We start from the raw sequence: 14,944 nt of genomic DNA on the forward strand, positions 1-14,944 counted from the left end.
CGGTTGGCGCGCCCGCCGCGCACGAGAGCGCTATCGGGCGTTGAAGTACTTGGCCTCGGGGTGGTGGATCACGATCGCGTCCGTGGACTGCTCCGGGTGGAGCTGGAACTCCTCGGAGAGGTGGACGCCGATCCGCTCCGGCTCCAGGAGCTGGGCGATCTTGGCGCGGTCCTCCAGGTCGGGGCAGGCGCCGTAGCCGAGGGAGAAGCGGGCGCCGCGGTACTTCAGGGCGAACATGTCCTCGATGTCGGCCGGGTCCTCGCCGGCGAAGCCGAGTTCGGCGCGCACCCGCGCGTGCCAGTACTCCGCGAGGGCCTCCGCCAACTGCACGGACAGGCCGTGCAGTTCGAGGTAGTCCCGGTAGGAGTTCGCCTCGAAGAGGCGCGCGGTCTCCTCGCCGATCCGGGAGCCGACGGTGACGACCTGGAAGCCCACGACGTCCCTCTCGCCGGACTCCTCCGGGCGGAAGAAGTCGGCCAGGCACAGCCGCCGGCCCCGGCGCTGGCGCGGGAAGGTGAACCGGGTGCGCTCGTTGCCCGCCTCGTCGAGGACGATCAGGTCGTCGTCCTTGGACACGCACGGGAAGTAGCCGTGGACGACGGCCGCCTCGAGGAGGTTCTCCGTCTGGAGCCGGTCGAGCAGGCCGCGCAACCGGGGCCGGCCCTCGGTCTCGACGAGTTCCTCGTACGTCGGCCCCTCACCGGTGCGGGCCTGCTTCAGGCCCCACTGGCCCTTGAACAGCGCGCCCTCGTCCAGCCAGGAGGCGTACTCCTTGAGCGGGATGCCCTTGACGACGCGGGTGCCCCAGAACGGCGGGGTGGGCACGGGGTTGTCGGTGGAGACGTCGGAGCGGACGTGGCCCTCCTCGGGCCGCTCCTCGATCTCGACGGTCGCGGCCCGCACCCGGCGCTGGCGCAGTTCGGGCAGCTTGGCCCCGGGCACGCCCCGCTTGACCCCGATGAGCGCGTCCATCAGACGCAGCCCCTCGAAAGCGTCACGGGCGTAGCGGACCTCGCCCTCGTACAGCTCGTACAGATCATGTTCGACATATGCGCGGGTGAGCGCCGCACCGCCGAGGATGACCGGGTAGGTGGCGGCCAGGCCCCGCTGGTTCAGCTCCTCCAGGTTCTCCTTCATGATCACCGTGGACTTGACCAGGAGCCCGGACATGCCGATGACGTCGGCCCGGTGTTCCTCGGCGGCTTCCAGGATCGCGGAGACCGGCTGCTTGATACCGAGGTTGACGACGTTGTAGCCGTTGTTGGACAGGATGATGTCGACGAGGTTCTTGCCGATGTCATGGACGTCGCCGCGCACGGTCGCGAGCACGATGGTGCCCTTGCCGGCCTCGTCCGTCTTCTCCATGTGCGGTTCGAGGTAGGCGACGGCGGACTTCATGACCTCCGCCGACTGCAGCACGAACGGCAACTGCATCTGGCCGGAGCCGAACAGCTCACCGACCACCTTCATGCCGTCCAGAAGCGTCTCGTTGACGATGTCGAGAGCCGGCCGGGTCAGCAGCGCCTCGCCGAGGTCGGCCTCCAGACCGTTCTTCTCGCCGTCGATGATGCGCCGCTTGAGGCGCTCCTCCAGCGGCAGCGCGGCCAGTTCCTCGGCCTTGCCCGCCTTCAGCGACTTGGCGGTTGCACCCTCGAACAGCGCCATCAGCTTCTGCAGCGGGTCATAGCCCTCGGCGCGGCGGTCGTAGATCAGGTCGAGAGCCGTCGTGACCTGCTCCTCGTCGAAACGCGCGATCGGCAGGATCTTCGAGGCGTGCACGATCGCGGAGTCCAGCCCGGCCTTGACGCACTCGTCGAGGAACACCGAGTTGAGCAGGATCCGCGCGGCCGGGTTCAGACCGAAGGAGATGTTCGACAGACCCAGGGTGGTCTGCACATCCGGGTGGAGCCTCTTCAGCTCCCGGATCGCCTCGATGGTGGCGATACCGTCCTTGCGGGACTCCTCCTGACCGGTGCAGATGGTGAAGGTCAGGGTGTCGATGAGGATGTCCGACTCGTGGATGCCCCAGTTCCCGGTCAGATCGGCGATGAGCCGCTCGGCGATCTCGACCTTCTTCTCCGGGGTGCGGGCCTGGCCCTCCTCGTCGATGGTCAGCGCGATCAGCGCGGCGCCGTGCTCGCGGGCGAGCCGCGTCACCTTCACAAACCGCGAATCCGGTCCGTCGCCGTCCTCGTAGTTGACCGAGTTGATCACGGCACGCCCGCCGAGCTTCTCCAGGCCCGCGCGGATGACCTCGACCTCGGTGGAGTCCAGGACGATCGGCAGGGTGGAGGCGGTGGCGAACCGGCCGGCCAGCTCCTCCATGTCGGCGACGCCGTCGCGGCCCACGTAGTCCACGCACAGGTCGAGCATGTGGGCGCCCTCGCGGATCTGCTCCCGGGCCATCTCCACACAGTCGTCCCAGCGGCCCTCCAGCATGGCCTCGCGGAACTTCTTCGAGCCGTTGGCGTTGGTGCGCTCACCGATCGCCAGATAGGAGGTGTCCTGGCGGAACGGCACACTCTGGTACAGGGACGCGGCGCCCGGCTCGGGCCGCGGACTGCGCTCCACCGGAGCGAGGTCACGGACCCGCTCCACGACCTGACGCAGATGCTCGGGAGTGGTACCGCAGCAACCGCCGATCAAGGAGAGCCCGTAGTCGCGGACGAAGTTCTCCTGCGCGTCCGCCAGACCCTGCGGACCGAGCGGGAAATGCGCCCCGTCCTTGGTGAGCACCGGCAGACCGGCGTTCGGCATGCACAGCAGCGGAATGCGGGAGTGGCGCGTCAGATAACGCAGGTGCTCGCTCATCTCCGCGGGGCCGGTCGAGCAGTTCAGGCCGATCATGTCGATACCGAGAGGTTCCAGCGCGGTCAGCGCCGCGCCGATCTCGGAACCGAGCAGCATGGTGCCGGTGGTCTCGAAGGCCATCGAGCACAGCAGCGGCACCTCGATGCCCGTCGCCTCCATCGCGCGCCGGGCGCCCAGGATCGAGGCCTTCGTCTGCAACAGGTCCTGAGTGGTCTCGACGATCAGCGCGTCCGTCCCGCCCGCCAGCAGCCCCTCCGCGTTGGCCTGGAAGCCGTCGCGGATCGTGGTGTAGGCGACATGGCCCAGGGTGGGCAGCTTGGTACCGGGCCCGATGGACCCCAGCACCCAACGCCGGCGGCCGTCGTCCGCGGCGAACGCGTCCGCGACCCCACGGGCGATCCGGGCACCCGCCTCCGACAGCTCGTACACACGATCGGCGATCTCGTACTCGGCCATGGCCGCGTGGTTGGCCCCGAACGTGTTCGTCTCTACGCAGTCGACGCCCACGGCGAAGTACGCCTCATGGACCGAGCGAACGATGTCGGGACGGGTCAGGTTGAGGATCTCGTTGCAGCCCTCCAGGCCCTGGAAGTCCTCCAGGGTCGGATCCTGCGCCTGGAGCATCGTGCCCATCGCGCCGTCGGCCACCACGACACGGGTGGCGAGGGCTTCCCGGAGGGCGTCGATTCGGGCCCGGCTGTCGACGGAGGCGGACGAAAGGGACGGATTCGGCAACGAGGCCATGGAAGATGCTCCCTGGAGTGCGACGGCTGTCGGCTTTGCGCTTCCCACGGAAGGCGCACGCGGCCAGGGTAGCCCCCGGTGGGCTCTACGGTCAGGGGCGTCCACGGGGCGGACGGGCGTTCCTGATGTGACCCGCACGGGGATTCTCGCGGAACGGATGGCGACCACCCATTAGCGAGAGGTCGGCAACGACCGGTAGTGTTCGGCATTGCCGAACGGTGGTATACGACGGTCGGCGACAGGTCGAAGGACGGAGGCAGGACGGGGATGGCACGGAACATCCAGTCGCTCGAACGGGCGGCCGCGATGCTGCGGCTGCTCGCGGGGGGCGAGCGACGGCTCGGCCTGTCGGACATCGCCTCGTCGCTCGGCCTGGCCAAGGGCACGGCCCACGGCATACTCCGTACGCTCCAGCAGGAGGGGTTCGTCGAGCAGGACACCGCCTCGGGCCGCTATCAGCTGGGGGCCGAACTGCTGCGCCTCGGCACCACCTATCTCGATGTGCACGAGCTGCGGGCACGCGCCCTGGTGTGGACGGACGACCTGGCCCGGGCGAGCGGCGAGAGCGTCTATCTCGGGGTGCTGCACCAACAGGGCGTGCTGATCGTGCACCACGTCTTCCGGCCCGACGACAGCCGGCAGGTCCTGGAGATCGGGGCCATGCAGCCGCTGCACTCCACGGCCCTCGGCAAGGTGCTGTCGGCGTACGACCCGGTGGCGCACAGCGAGGCGCTGGAGAACGACCGCAAGGCGTTCACCGACCGCACGGTGTGCGAGCTGGACGACTTCGAGCAGCTCCTCGACCTGACCCGGGCCCGGGGGTACGCGGCCGACGTCGAGGAGACCTGGACCGGGGTGGCTTCGGTGGCGGCACCGATCCACGACCGGCGGCGGATGCCGGTGGGTGCGGTGGGCATCACCGGCGCGGTGGAACGCGTGTGCCGGGACGGCGAGCTGCGCCCCGATCTGATCGCGGCGGTCCGCGACTGCGCCCGCGCGGTGTCCAGGGACCTGGGCGCCGGGCGGTTCTGAGCTTCGCGCACTTCAGAGTGCCGGGCCGGTACACGTACGACGTATCGACCCCTTCGGCGCCCCGCGGCCCCTGCATCGCGCTCGCGACGGCCACCCCGCGGCTTTCCCGCAGCCACGGCCTCGCTTACGCCTGCGGCCTTTCGCGCGCCCGCGGCTTTCCGCACCCCCGTGGCCTTGCGCCGGCGCCGTACCCCCTCCTCGTCCGCCCCTTCCCCCGGGCGGACACGAAACGTGCCTGTTCGCGCGCGGTGCGCACCCGTTTCAAGATCGATAAGCCGCGACGATCAATAACGATCCAGCATTCGATTACCGAACTCTTGACGCCTCGCCGAACCGGAAGCGAGACTCCCGTCCATCGGTCGGCATTGTCGAACACTTACCGGCAATACGCGTTAGAGTGTGACAACGCCAAGGGCCGACATCGCTCTCACCTGAGGGCGCGGACCACCGGAGGGACCCGGGGTTCGCCTTCCCCTGGACGAAGGACAAAGGAGTCGCGGGTGTCCAGCTCCGACATCTTCATCGGCGAGACCATCGGTACCGCCATACTCATCCTGCTCGGTGGCGGCGTCTGCGCCGCTGTCACGCTGAAGGCCTCCAAGGCCCGCAACGCCGGCTGGCTCGCCATCACCTTCGGGTGGGGCTTCGCCGTTCTGACGGCGGTCTACACCTCGGCGCCGCTGTCCGGCGCCCACCTGAACCCGGCCGTGACGCTCGCGCTCGCCATCAAGGACGGCGGCTGGAGCAACGTCCCGATCTACTGGGCCGGTCAGCTGTTCGGCGCCATGATCGGTGCCGCTCTGGTCTGGGTCGTCTACTACGGCCAGTTCCACGCCCACCTCACCGACAGAGAGATCGTCGGCGGCCCGGGGGCGCAGGACACCAAGGCGGTCGAGGCCCAGGAGACCCAGGCCGGCCCCGTGCTCGGCATCTTCTCCACCGGTCCCGAGATCCGGAACGCGGTGATGAACCTCGCCACGGAGATCATCGGCACGATCGTGCTGGTGCTCGCGGTCCTCACCCAGGGCCTGAACGACAAGGGCAACGGCCTCGGCACCCTGGGCGCCCTGATCACCGCGCTCGTCGTGGTCTCGATCGGCCTCTCCCTGGGCGGCCCCACCGGCTACGCGATCAACCCGGCCCGTGACCTCGGTCCGCGCATCGTGCACGCACTCCTCCCTCTGCCCAACAAGGGCGGCTCCGACTGGGGCTACGCCTGGATCCCGGTCGTCGGTCCACTGATCGGCGGCGCGATCGCCGCAGGCATATACAACGTCGCCTTCGCCTGAGAAAACTGAGCCCCTCCGGACGTCTCGCTCTCAGTACCGCGCACGTATAGACCGCCCCACCAGCTATGGAATCCCAGGAGCACACCGTGACCGACGCACACACCGCCGGCCCGTTCATCGCCGCCATCGACCAGGGCACCACCTCTTCGCGCTGCATCGTCTTCGACCGGGACGGCCGCATCGTCTCCGTCGACCAGAAGGAGCACGAGCAGATCTTCCCGAAGCCGGGCTGGGTCGAGCACAACGCCACCGAGATCTGGACCAACGTCCAGGAAGTCGTCGCCGGAGCCATCGAGAAGGCCGGCATCACCCGTGACGACATCAAGGCCATCGGTATCACCAACCAGCGCGAGACCACCGTGCTGTGGGACAAGAACACCGGCGAGCCCGTCCACAACGCCATCGTCTGGCAGGACACCCGCACCGACGGACTCTGCAAGGAGCTCGGCCGCAACGTCGGCCAGGACCGCTTCCGCCGCGAGACCGGCCTGCCGCTGGCCTCCTACTTCGCCGGCCCCAAGGCCCGGTGGCTGCTCGACAACGTCGACGGACTCAAGGAGCGCGCCGAGGCGGGCGACATCCTCTTCGGCACCATGGACACCTGGGTCATCTGGAACCTGACCGGTGGTGTCGACGGCGGCAAGCACGTCACCGACGTGACCAACGCCTCCCGCACCCTGCTGATGAACCTGCACACCCTGCAGTGGGACGACAAGATCTGCGAGTCGATCGGCGTCCCGAAGCAGATCCTGCCCGAGATCCGCTCCTCCGCGGAGGTCTACGGCGAGATCACCGGCGGCAAGCTGGGCGAGGTGCTCGGCGGCATCCCGGTCGCCTCCGCGCTCGGCGACCAGCAGGCCGCTCTGTTCGGCCAGACCTGTTTCTCCGAGGGCGAGGCCAAGTCCACCTACGGCACCGGCACCTTCATGCTGATGAACACCGGTGAGAAGATCATCAACTCCTACTCGGGCCTGCTGACCACGGTCGGCTACCGGATCGGCGACGAGAAGCCGGTCTACGCCCTGGAGGGTTCGATCGCCGTCACCGGCTCCCTGGTGCAGTGGATGCGCGACCAGATGGGCCTGATCAAGACCGCCGCCGAGATCGAGACGCTGGCGCTCTCGGTCGAGGACAACGGCGGCGCCTACTTCGTGCCGGCCTTCTCCGGTCTGTTCGCCCCCTACTGGCGCTCCGACGCCCGCGGTGTGATCGCCGGACTGACCCGGTACGTCACCAAGGCGCACCTCGCGCGCGCCGTCCTCGAGGCCACCGCCTGGCAGACCCGCGAGATCACCGACGCCATGACCAAGGACTCCGGCGTCGAGCTCGCGGCTCTCAAGGTCGACGGCGGCATGACCTCCAACAACCTGCTGATGCAGACGCTCTCGGACGTCCTGGACGCACCGGTGGTGCGTCCGATGGTCGCCGAGACCACCTGCCTCGGTGCCGCCTACGCCGCCGGCCTCGCCGTCGGCTTCTGGACCAGCACCGACGACCTGCGCGCCAACTGGCGCCGGGCCGCCGAGTGGACGCCCCACATGGACGCGGAGACCCGCGACCGTGAGTACAAGAACTGGCTCAAGGCCGTCGAGCGGACCATGGGCTGGATCGAAGACGAGGAGTAATTCGCGATGACCACCCTGCAGAGTGTCCCGGCTCTGGGGACCCACCCGGCGTACGGCTCCACCCCGAGCCGCGCCGAGACCCGGGAGCAGTTGTCCAAGGCGACCTACGACCTCCTGGTGATCGGTGGCGGAATCCTGGGCATCTCCACGGCCTGGCATGCCGCGCAGTCGGGCCTGCGGGTGGCCCTGGTGGACGCCGGCGACTTCGCCGGCGCCACCTCCTCCGCCTCCTCCAAGCTGCTCCACGGCGGCCTGCGCTATCTGCAGACCGGCGCGGTGAAGCTGGTGGCGGAGAACCACTTCGAGCGCCGTGCGGTGTCCCGTCAGGTGGCCCCTCACCTGGCGAACCCGCTCACGTTCTACCTCCCCGTGTACAAGGGCGGGCCGCACGGCGCGGCGAAGCTCGGAGCGGGCGTCTTCGCCTACTCCGCACTCTCGGCGTTCGGTGACGGCGTGGGGCACCTGCTGTCGCCGGCCAAGGCGCAGCAGGACGTTCCGGAGCTGCGCACCGAGAACCTCAAGGCCGTTGCCGTGTACGGCGACGACCAGATGAACGACGCGCGCATGGCGCTGATGACGGTCCGTGCGGCCGTCGAGGCGGGCGCCGTCGTCCTGAACCACGCGGAGGTCGCCGGCCTGCGCTTCACCAGGGGCCGGGTCACCGGTGCCGAGCTGAGGGACCGGGTCTCCGGCGACGAGTTCGGTGTCGACGCGCGGCTGGTGCTGAACGCGACCGGCCCGTGGGTGGACCACCTGCGCCGTATGGAGGACCCGAACGCGGCCCCCTCCATACGTCTGTCCAAGGGTGCGCACCTGGTCCTCAAGCGCACCTCCCCCTGGAAGGCGGCGCTCGCGACCCCGATCGACAAGTACCGCATCACCTTCGCCCTCCCCTGGGAGGACATGCTGCTGCTCGGCACCACGGACGAGGAGTTCGAGGGCGACCCGGCCGAGGTCTCGGTGAACGACAAGGACATCGACCAGATCCTCGACGAGGCGGCCTTCTCCGTCCGCGACCAGCAGCTGCGGCGTGACCTGATCACGTACTCCTTCGCCGGTCTGCGGGTGCTGCCGGGCGGCCCCGGCGACACCGCCAAGGCCAAGCGGGAGACCGTCGTCACCGAGGGCCGGGGCGGCATGCTGTCCGTCGCGGGCGGCAAGTGGACGACGTTCCGCCACATCGGCCGTACGGTCATGAAGAAGCTGGAGGCCCTCCCGGGCCGCCCGCTCGGCGACGACTTCGAGCCGATCTCCACGCTGCCGAGGAAGCTGCCGCTGCCGGGCATCGCCAACCCGCGCGCGATCGCCCACCGGCTGGTCGTCGACGGCCCGGCGCCCGGCCCGCGCATGGCGCCCGACACCGCCAAGCACCTGGCCACCCACTACGGTTCACTGGCCTTCGACATCGCGCGGCTCGCGAACGAGAACCCCGAGCTGGGCGAGCGCGTCCACCCGGACGCGCCGGAGATCTGGGCGCAGGTCGTCTACGCCCGCGACCACGAGTGGGCCGAGACGGCGGACGACGTGCTGCGCCGCCGCACCACCCTGACGATCCGTGGCCTGGCCACGGACGAGGTGCGCGGCAAGGTGCAGGACCTGCTCGACAAGAAGTAGGCCCCCACGACGAGGGGCGGCTCCCCGCACGGAGCCGCCCCTTCGTGTACGTGGACGCCCCCGTCGTTGATCACCGGCGGGGGCGTGCTGCGTACGGTGTGCGGTGTGCGGTGTGCGCCGCACGTTCGACGCGCGTGCCGCTGTCCGGCCTCGCCGACCCACCGGAGCCGCCCGATGACGCAGGACCTGTCGCCCGTCACCCGCATCCCGCGCACCGGGCTGCCCCCGTACGCCGTCGTCGTGGGCGACCCGGCGCGCACGGCCACCGTCTCCGCACTGCTCGACGGGGCCGAGGAGGTGTCGTACCACCGCGAGTACCGGGTGTTCCGGGGGAGCTGGCAGGGCCTGCCGGTGACGGTCGCCTCGCACGGGGTGGGCGCGCCGGGCGCGATCCTGCTCTTCCAGGAGCTGGCGGACGTGGGCGTCCGGACGATGCTGCGGCTGGGCACGGCGGGCGCCATGAGGCCGGGGATCGGTGACGGGGACCTGGTCGTCGCGGAGGCGGCGATCCGCGACGACGGCGTCACCCAGCAGTTGCTGCCGCCCGAGTACCCGGCGGTGTCGGCGCCGGAGGCGGTTCTCGCCCTGGTGCGCGCGGCCCGGGAAGCGGGTGTGCCGCACCATCGGGGGATCGTGTGGACCCGGGCGGCCTTCCAGCCCGGGCTGATCCCGCTGAACGCGTACGACGGGGCGCGGCTCGCGGCGATCGAGATGGAGCTGTCGGCGCTGCTGGTGACCGCCTCGCTGCGCGGGCTGGTCGCGGGCGGTGTGCTCGTGGTGGACGGGGTCAACGCCGACGAACTGGTCGACGAGAAGGCGTCCTTCTCCACCGGCGGCTACGACCCGCACCGCGAGGTGGTGGCCCGGGGTGTGGAGCGCGGCGCGGTGGTCGCCCTGGAGGCGCTGCGGCTGCTGGCGCGTGCGGAGGCGGATCCGGCGGCGGAGGCGGCGGGTCCGGGGGCGTCGGCCTGAGCGGGCGAGGGCGGTCTCCCCCTCTGCCCTTGGGATTCCCTCCCCCGTTCAGCCCACTGGCGCCCCATAATGAGCTGATACATCGGATGTCTCGGCGACAGGGAGGCGCGTCATGGCGGTCACCGATGAGGCGATCGAGAAGATCAAGGGCATGATCGTCTCCGGCGCGCTGCGCCCCGGCGACCGCCTGCCCAAGGAGAGCGAGCTGGCCGCCGAACTCGGGCTCTCCCGCAACTCCCTGCGCGAGGCCGTACGGGCCCTGTCGCTGATCCGCATCCTGGACGTGCGGCAGGGCGACGGCACCTATGTGACGAGTCTCGACCCCCAGCTGCTGCTGGAGGCGCTGAGCTTCGTCGTGGACTTCCACCGCGACGACACCGTGCTGGAGTTCCTCGCGGTGCGCCGCATCCTGGAGCCGGCCGCGACGGCCATGGCGGCCTCCCGGATCGGTGAGCAGCAACTGGACTCGCTCACGGCCCAGTTGGACAAGCTGGGCGCCGATCCGTCGGTGGAGGAACTGGTCGCCAGCGACCTGGAGTTCCACCGGGGCATCGTGCAGGGTTCCGGCAACTCGGTTCTGTGCTCGCTGCTCGACGGCCTGTCCGGGCCCACGACCCGGGCCCGGATCTGGCGGGGCCTCACCCAGGAGGACGCGGTCAGCCGGACCCTGCACGAGCACCGGGCGATTCTCGGTGCCCTGCGCGACCGGGACGCGGAGGCGGCCCGGTCCTGGGCGACCGTGCACATCGCGTCCGTGGAGCAGTGGCTGCGCTCGACGCTCTGACCGCTCGGAGGAGTGGATCACCTCGCAGGGCCGGCCCAGGGTCACGATCATGGTGTTCGAGGGCTCCGTACGGGGCAGTGATCCGTTCACTCCCCCGTGCAAGGGGGCTGCGGGCGTCCCCGCCGCACGCCGTAAGGTTGGGACGTACGCGAGGGCACGTCGGAAGGAGGCGCTGGGTGATCGAGCTCGAGGGGGTTCCCGAGCTGATCGACCCGGTCATGGTGGCCGCGTTCGAGGGCTGGAACGATGCCGGCGACGCCGCTTCCACCGCGGTCGCGCATCTCGACAGGGAGTGGAAAGGTGAGGTCTTCGCGGCGCTGGACGCCGAGGACTACTACGACTTCCAGGTGAACCGCCCGACCGTGTTCATGGAGGCCGGGGTCCGCAAGATCACCTGGCCCACGACCCGTCTCTCGGTGGTCCGCGTCGGCGGCGAGAAACCACGCGACCTGGTGTTGGTCCGCGGCATCGAACCGTCGATGCGCTGGCGCTCGTTCTGCAACGAGCTGCTGGGCTTCGCCCATGAGCTGGGCGTGGAGCTGGTCGTCATCCTGGGCGCCCTGCTCGGGGACACCCCGCACACACGTCCGGTACCCATCAGCGGGACCACGTCCGACGCGGACCTGGCCCGCCGGATGGATCTGGAGGAGACCAAGTACGAGGGGCCCACGGGCATCGTGGGCGTGCTGCAGGAGGCCTGCACCCACGCGGGCGTACCCGCTGTCTCGCTGTGGGCCGCGGTCCCGCACTACGTCTCGCAGCCGCCGAACCCCAAGGCCACACTGGCCCTGATCAACCGTCTGGAGGACCTGCTCGACCTGCGCATCCCGCTGGGCGAGCTGCCGGAGGACGCACGTGCCTGGCAGCTCGGCGTGGACCAGCTGGCGGCGGAGGACAGCGAGGTCGCCGAGTACGTCCAGACGCTGGAGGAGGCCCGGGACACCGCGGAGCTGCCGGAGGCGTCGGGCGAGGCCATCGCCCGGGAGTTCGAGCGGTATCTGCGCCGACGGGACGTCAACCCGCCCGGCGGGCACGCCACGGCGGACGGCGGCGAGGGCGGCTCCTACCGGCGGGAGGGCCCCGGCGGCCGTCCGCGACCGCCGAAGCCACCGCGGGCGGGCGGCGAGGACGAGGACTCCACGGAGGACTGACGGGCCGTCGGACGGTCCCGGCGGACGGTCGTGCGAGGCCGGTCCGGGACCGTCGGTCTGCGGCCACATACGCCGAGCGGCGCCGTGCGGGTCATCGGATCCGCACGGCGCCGCTCGCCGTTCTCCGCGTCAGAGAGCCACGCCGAGCAGTGCGTCCACGGCGCGCGAGACCACACCGGGTGCGCCCGTGTCCGTGCCGCCGGTCTCCTGCTGGAGGGCCGCCCAGCGGTCGACCGCGGCGAGCGCGGCCGGGGCGTCCAGGTCGTTCGCGAGGGCCTCGCGGATCTCCTCGACGAGCGCCTCGGCGGGCGGGCCGTCGGGCCGTGACACAGCGGCGCGCCAGCGGCCGAGCCGTGCCACGGCGTCCTGGAGCACCTGGTCGGTCCACTCCCAGTCGGACCGGTAGTGGTGGGAGTGCAGCGCGAGCCGGATGGCCGCCGGATCGACGCCGTCCCGCCGGAGCCGGGAGACGAAGACCAGGTTGCCCTTGGACTTGGACATCTTCTCGCCGTTCAGCGCCACCATGCCGGCGTGGACGTACGCCTTGGCCATCGGGAACTCGCCGGTCAGCACCTGGGCGTGCGAGGCGCCCATCTCGTGGTGCGGGAAGGCGAGGTCGGAGCCGCCGCCCTGGACGTCGAAGCCCATGCCCAGGTGGTCCAGGGCGATGGCCACGCACTCGATGTGCCAGCCGGGCCGGCCCCGGCCCAGCGAACCGCCGTCCCAGCTGGGCTCACCGTCGCGGGCGGCCATCCAGAGCATCGGGTCGAGCGGGTTCTTCTTGCCCGGACGGTCCGGGTCGCCGCCGCGCTCCGCGGACAGCAGGCGCATGGCGGCGGCGTCCAGATGGGACACCGTGCCGAAGTGGGGGTCGGACTCGACCGAGAAGTAGATGTCCCCTTCGAGGTCGTAGGCGGCGCCGAGATCGCGCAGCCGCTCGACGAGCGGGACGATGCCGGGTATCGCCTCGACCGCGCCTATGTAGTGCCGCGGGGGGAGCATCCGCAGTGCGGTCATGTCCTCCCGGAACAAGGCGGTCTCCTGCTCGGCGAGCGCCACCCAGTCGACGCCGTCGCGCTCGGCCCGCTCCAGGAGGGGATCGTCGACGTCGGTGACGTTCTGGACGTAGTGCACCTGCCGCTTGGTGTCCAGCCATACGCGCTGGACGAGGTCGAACGCGTTGTAGGTCGCCGCGTGACCCATGTGGGTCGCGTCGTACGGGGTGATGCCGCAGACGTAGATACGGGCGACAGGACCGGGGTCGAGGGTGACCGAACCGCCGGTCGCGGTGTCGTGGATCCTCAGGTCGCGGCCCTGACCAGGCAGGGCGGGGACCTCGGAAGCGGGCCAGGCATGCATGACATGAGCCTAACCGGCCCGAAGTTCGGTATACGAACCGGACCGGGCCGGATGACCGGGAAGGCACCCTTGCGGAAATCCCGGCGATGTGCGCAGCACCTCGGCTCACCCGGCCCTCACCCGAGGCGGCGGCGCCTCACACCGGCGGCCAGGGAATCGCCGGCCACTCCCCGGTCGGCTCCGGATGCTTACCCGAGTCCAGCATGGCCTCCACCCGGGCGCGAGTGGCCTCGACCTCCTCCGGGGTGATCAGTGCGGCCAGTCGTACGGCCAGCGCGGCGCCCTCCTCCAGGGACTCCTTCAGCCCCTTGAGCACCTCGACGGCCTCCCCGGTCAGCGGCTCCCCCGCCCACCCCCACAGCAGGGTGCGCAGCTTGTTCTCTGTGTTGAAGGTGACACCGTGGTCGATGCCGAACAGGCGCCCTTCGTCCCCGGGCAGCAGATGGCCGCCCTTGCGGTCGGCGTTGTTGATGACCGCGTCGAGGACGGCCAGGCGCCGCAGCCGGTCGTCGTCGGCGTGCACCAGCAGCGCCGTCCTGCCCTCGCCGACGTCCGCCAGCCCGATCGCCTTCCAGCCGGGCTCCGGCTCCTCCGCGTCCACCAGCGCGAGCAGCTCGCCGTCGGGCACGGGCTCGACCCACAGCTGGCACATGCCCTCGCCGTAGGGACCCTCACGCAGCACGGTGGGCGGCACGAGCCCCCAGCCGGTCGCCTCGGACACCTCGTAGGCGGCGACCTCGCGCTGCGCCAGGGTGCCGTCGGGGAAGTCCCACAGGGGGCGTTCCCCGGCGACGGGCTTGTAGATGCAGGCGGCCTCCCGGCCGTCCAGGGAGACCGTGCAGTACAGCGCCGCGTTGGACGCGTCGCGGATGCGTCCGCGCACGGTCAGCTCACCCGTGGCGAGCAGCTCGGCCGTGGTCACGCTCCGCGGCGGTATCCGTTCTGGCGCGGACATACATGTCCTTCCGGGTCGAGCGGGAGGCTGCACAGCGGGCACGGCGGCCGCCCGGCGTTGACGACGTCGAGGGCGCGTTTGGCGAAGGCCCTGGCCTGCGCGCCGGTGAGCCGGACCCGGAGCATCGGCGGACCGTTCTCCTCGTCCTGGAGGAGCCGTTCCTCGGCCTCGGCGAGGTCCTCCTCGGATTCGGCGTCCAGTTCGACGAGGGCCTGAGCCTCGACGATCATGCGCTGCTCATCGCCGTCCCAGGCCAGGGCCATGGTGCCGACGCGGAACTCCTCCTCGATCGGGGTGTCCAGCGGAGCCGTGTCGGAGATCTCCGTGGGGGCCACGGCGGGGACGGCGGCACTGCCTCCGCTGCGCCGCACAACCTCGTCGAGCAGCTCGTCCATGCGTTCGGCGAGCGCCGCGACCTGGGTCTTCTCCAGGGCCACGCTGGTCACCCGGGGTCCGGCCGTGGCCTGCAGGAAGAAAGTACGGCGCCCGGGCAGCCCGACCGTGCCGGCCACGAAGCGGTCCGGGGGGTCGTAGAGGAACACCTGACGGGACACGTCCTGTCTCCATTGGATCGGGATCGGGACCGGCTGACCGCGCCGGCCCGTTCC

General features: G+C 70.6%; 11 protein-coding genes. 7 read left to right on the top strand and 4 right to left on the bottom strand.

What is annotated here, in order from left to right; translation table 11 throughout:
* Nucleotides 1-30: 30 nt before the first annotated feature.
* On the bottom strand, nt 31-3,555 hold the full coding sequence (gene metH / locus ACFY2Z_RS27860) for a methionine synthase (RefSeq protein ID WP_390746836.1): 3,525 nt from the start codon (nt 3,553-3,555) through the stop codon (nt 31-33).
* A 267-nt stretch (nt 3,556-3,822) separates the two neighbouring features.
* Between metH and ACFY2Z_RS27865 the strand changes: the two genes are divergently transcribed.
* The 7 genes from ACFY2Z_RS27865 to ACFY2Z_RS27895 all read left to right on the top strand — a co-directional run bounded on the left by ACFY2Z_RS27865 (nt 3,823) and on the right by ACFY2Z_RS27895 (nt 12,022).
* Nucleotides 3,823-4,587, top strand: coding sequence for an IclR family transcriptional regulator (locus ACFY2Z_RS27865; protein ID WP_390746837.1), 765 nt, complete (start codon nt 3,823-3,825; stop codon nt 4,585-4,587).
* Nucleotides 4,588-5,087: 500 nt separating this feature from the next.
* A complete protein-coding gene (locus ACFY2Z_RS27870; RefSeq protein WP_390746838.1) occupies nt 5,088-5,876 on the top strand; it encodes an MIP/aquaporin family protein in 789 nt (262 codons plus the stop codon).
* An 86-nt stretch (nt 5,877-5,962) separates the two neighbouring features.
* Nucleotides 5,963-7,501, top strand: a complete 1,539-nt coding sequence (gene glpK, locus ACFY2Z_RS27875; protein WP_390746839.1) for a glycerol kinase GlpK — start codon at nt 5,963-5,965, stop codon at nt 7,499-7,501.
* A gap of 6 nt (nt 7,502-7,507) precedes the next feature.
* Complete coding sequence (locus tag ACFY2Z_RS27880) at nt 7,508-9,115, top strand: FAD-dependent oxidoreductase (protein WP_390746840.1); 1,608 nt, start codon at nt 7,508-7,510, stop codon at nt 9,113-9,115.
* Nucleotides 9,116-9,289: 174 nt separating this feature from the next.
* A complete protein-coding gene (locus tag ACFY2Z_RS27885; protein ID WP_390746841.1) occupies nt 9,290-10,087 on the top strand; it encodes a nucleoside phosphorylase in 798 nt (265 codons plus the stop codon).
* A 112-nt stretch (nt 10,088-10,199) separates the two neighbouring features.
* Nucleotides 10,200-10,871 carry a FadR/GntR family transcriptional regulator gene (locus tag ACFY2Z_RS27890; RefSeq protein ID WP_390746842.1) on the top strand — a complete coding sequence of 224 codons (672 nt, stop codon included), beginning with the start codon at nt 10,200-10,202 and terminating at the stop codon, nt 10,869-10,871.
* 176 nt (nt 10,872-11,047) lie between these two features.
* Entirely contained in the window at nt 11,048-12,022 is a 975-nt protein-coding gene (locus ACFY2Z_RS27895) for a PAC2 family protein (RefSeq protein ID WP_390746843.1), read from the top strand.
* Between the two features lie 129 nt (nt 12,023-12,151).
* Here ACFY2Z_RS27895 and mshC read toward each other — a convergent pair whose 3' ends face one another.
* The 3 genes from mshC to ACFY2Z_RS27910 all read right to left on the bottom strand — a co-directional run bounded on the left by mshC (nt 12,152) and on the right by ACFY2Z_RS27910 (nt 14,890).
* A complete protein-coding gene (mshC, locus tag ACFY2Z_RS27900; protein ID WP_390746844.1) occupies nt 12,152-13,381 on the bottom strand; it encodes a cysteine--1-D-myo-inosityl 2-amino-2-deoxy-alpha-D-glucopyranoside ligase in 1,230 nt (409 codons plus the stop codon).
* Nucleotides 13,382-13,517: 136 nt separating this feature from the next.
* Complete coding sequence (locus ACFY2Z_RS27905; RefSeq protein WP_390746845.1) at nt 13,518-14,336, bottom strand: SCO1664 family protein; 819 nt, start codon at nt 14,334-14,336, stop codon at nt 13,518-13,520.
* Nucleotides 14,300-14,890 (bottom strand): DUF3090 domain-containing protein, encoded by a 591-nt coding sequence (locus ACFY2Z_RS27910; protein WP_355909000.1) that lies wholly within the window; start codon nt 14,888-14,890, stop codon nt 14,300-14,302. The genes ACFY2Z_RS27905 and ACFY2Z_RS27910 overlap by 37 nt, the downstream gene beginning before the upstream one ends.
* Nucleotides 14,891-14,944 lie beyond the last annotated feature (54 nt).

It is taken from the genome of Streptomyces sp. NPDC001222 (assembly GCF_042896945.1).
Taxonomy (GTDB): Bacteria; Actinomycetota; Actinomycetes; order Streptomycetales; family Streptomycetaceae; genus Streptomyces; species Streptomyces gibsoniae.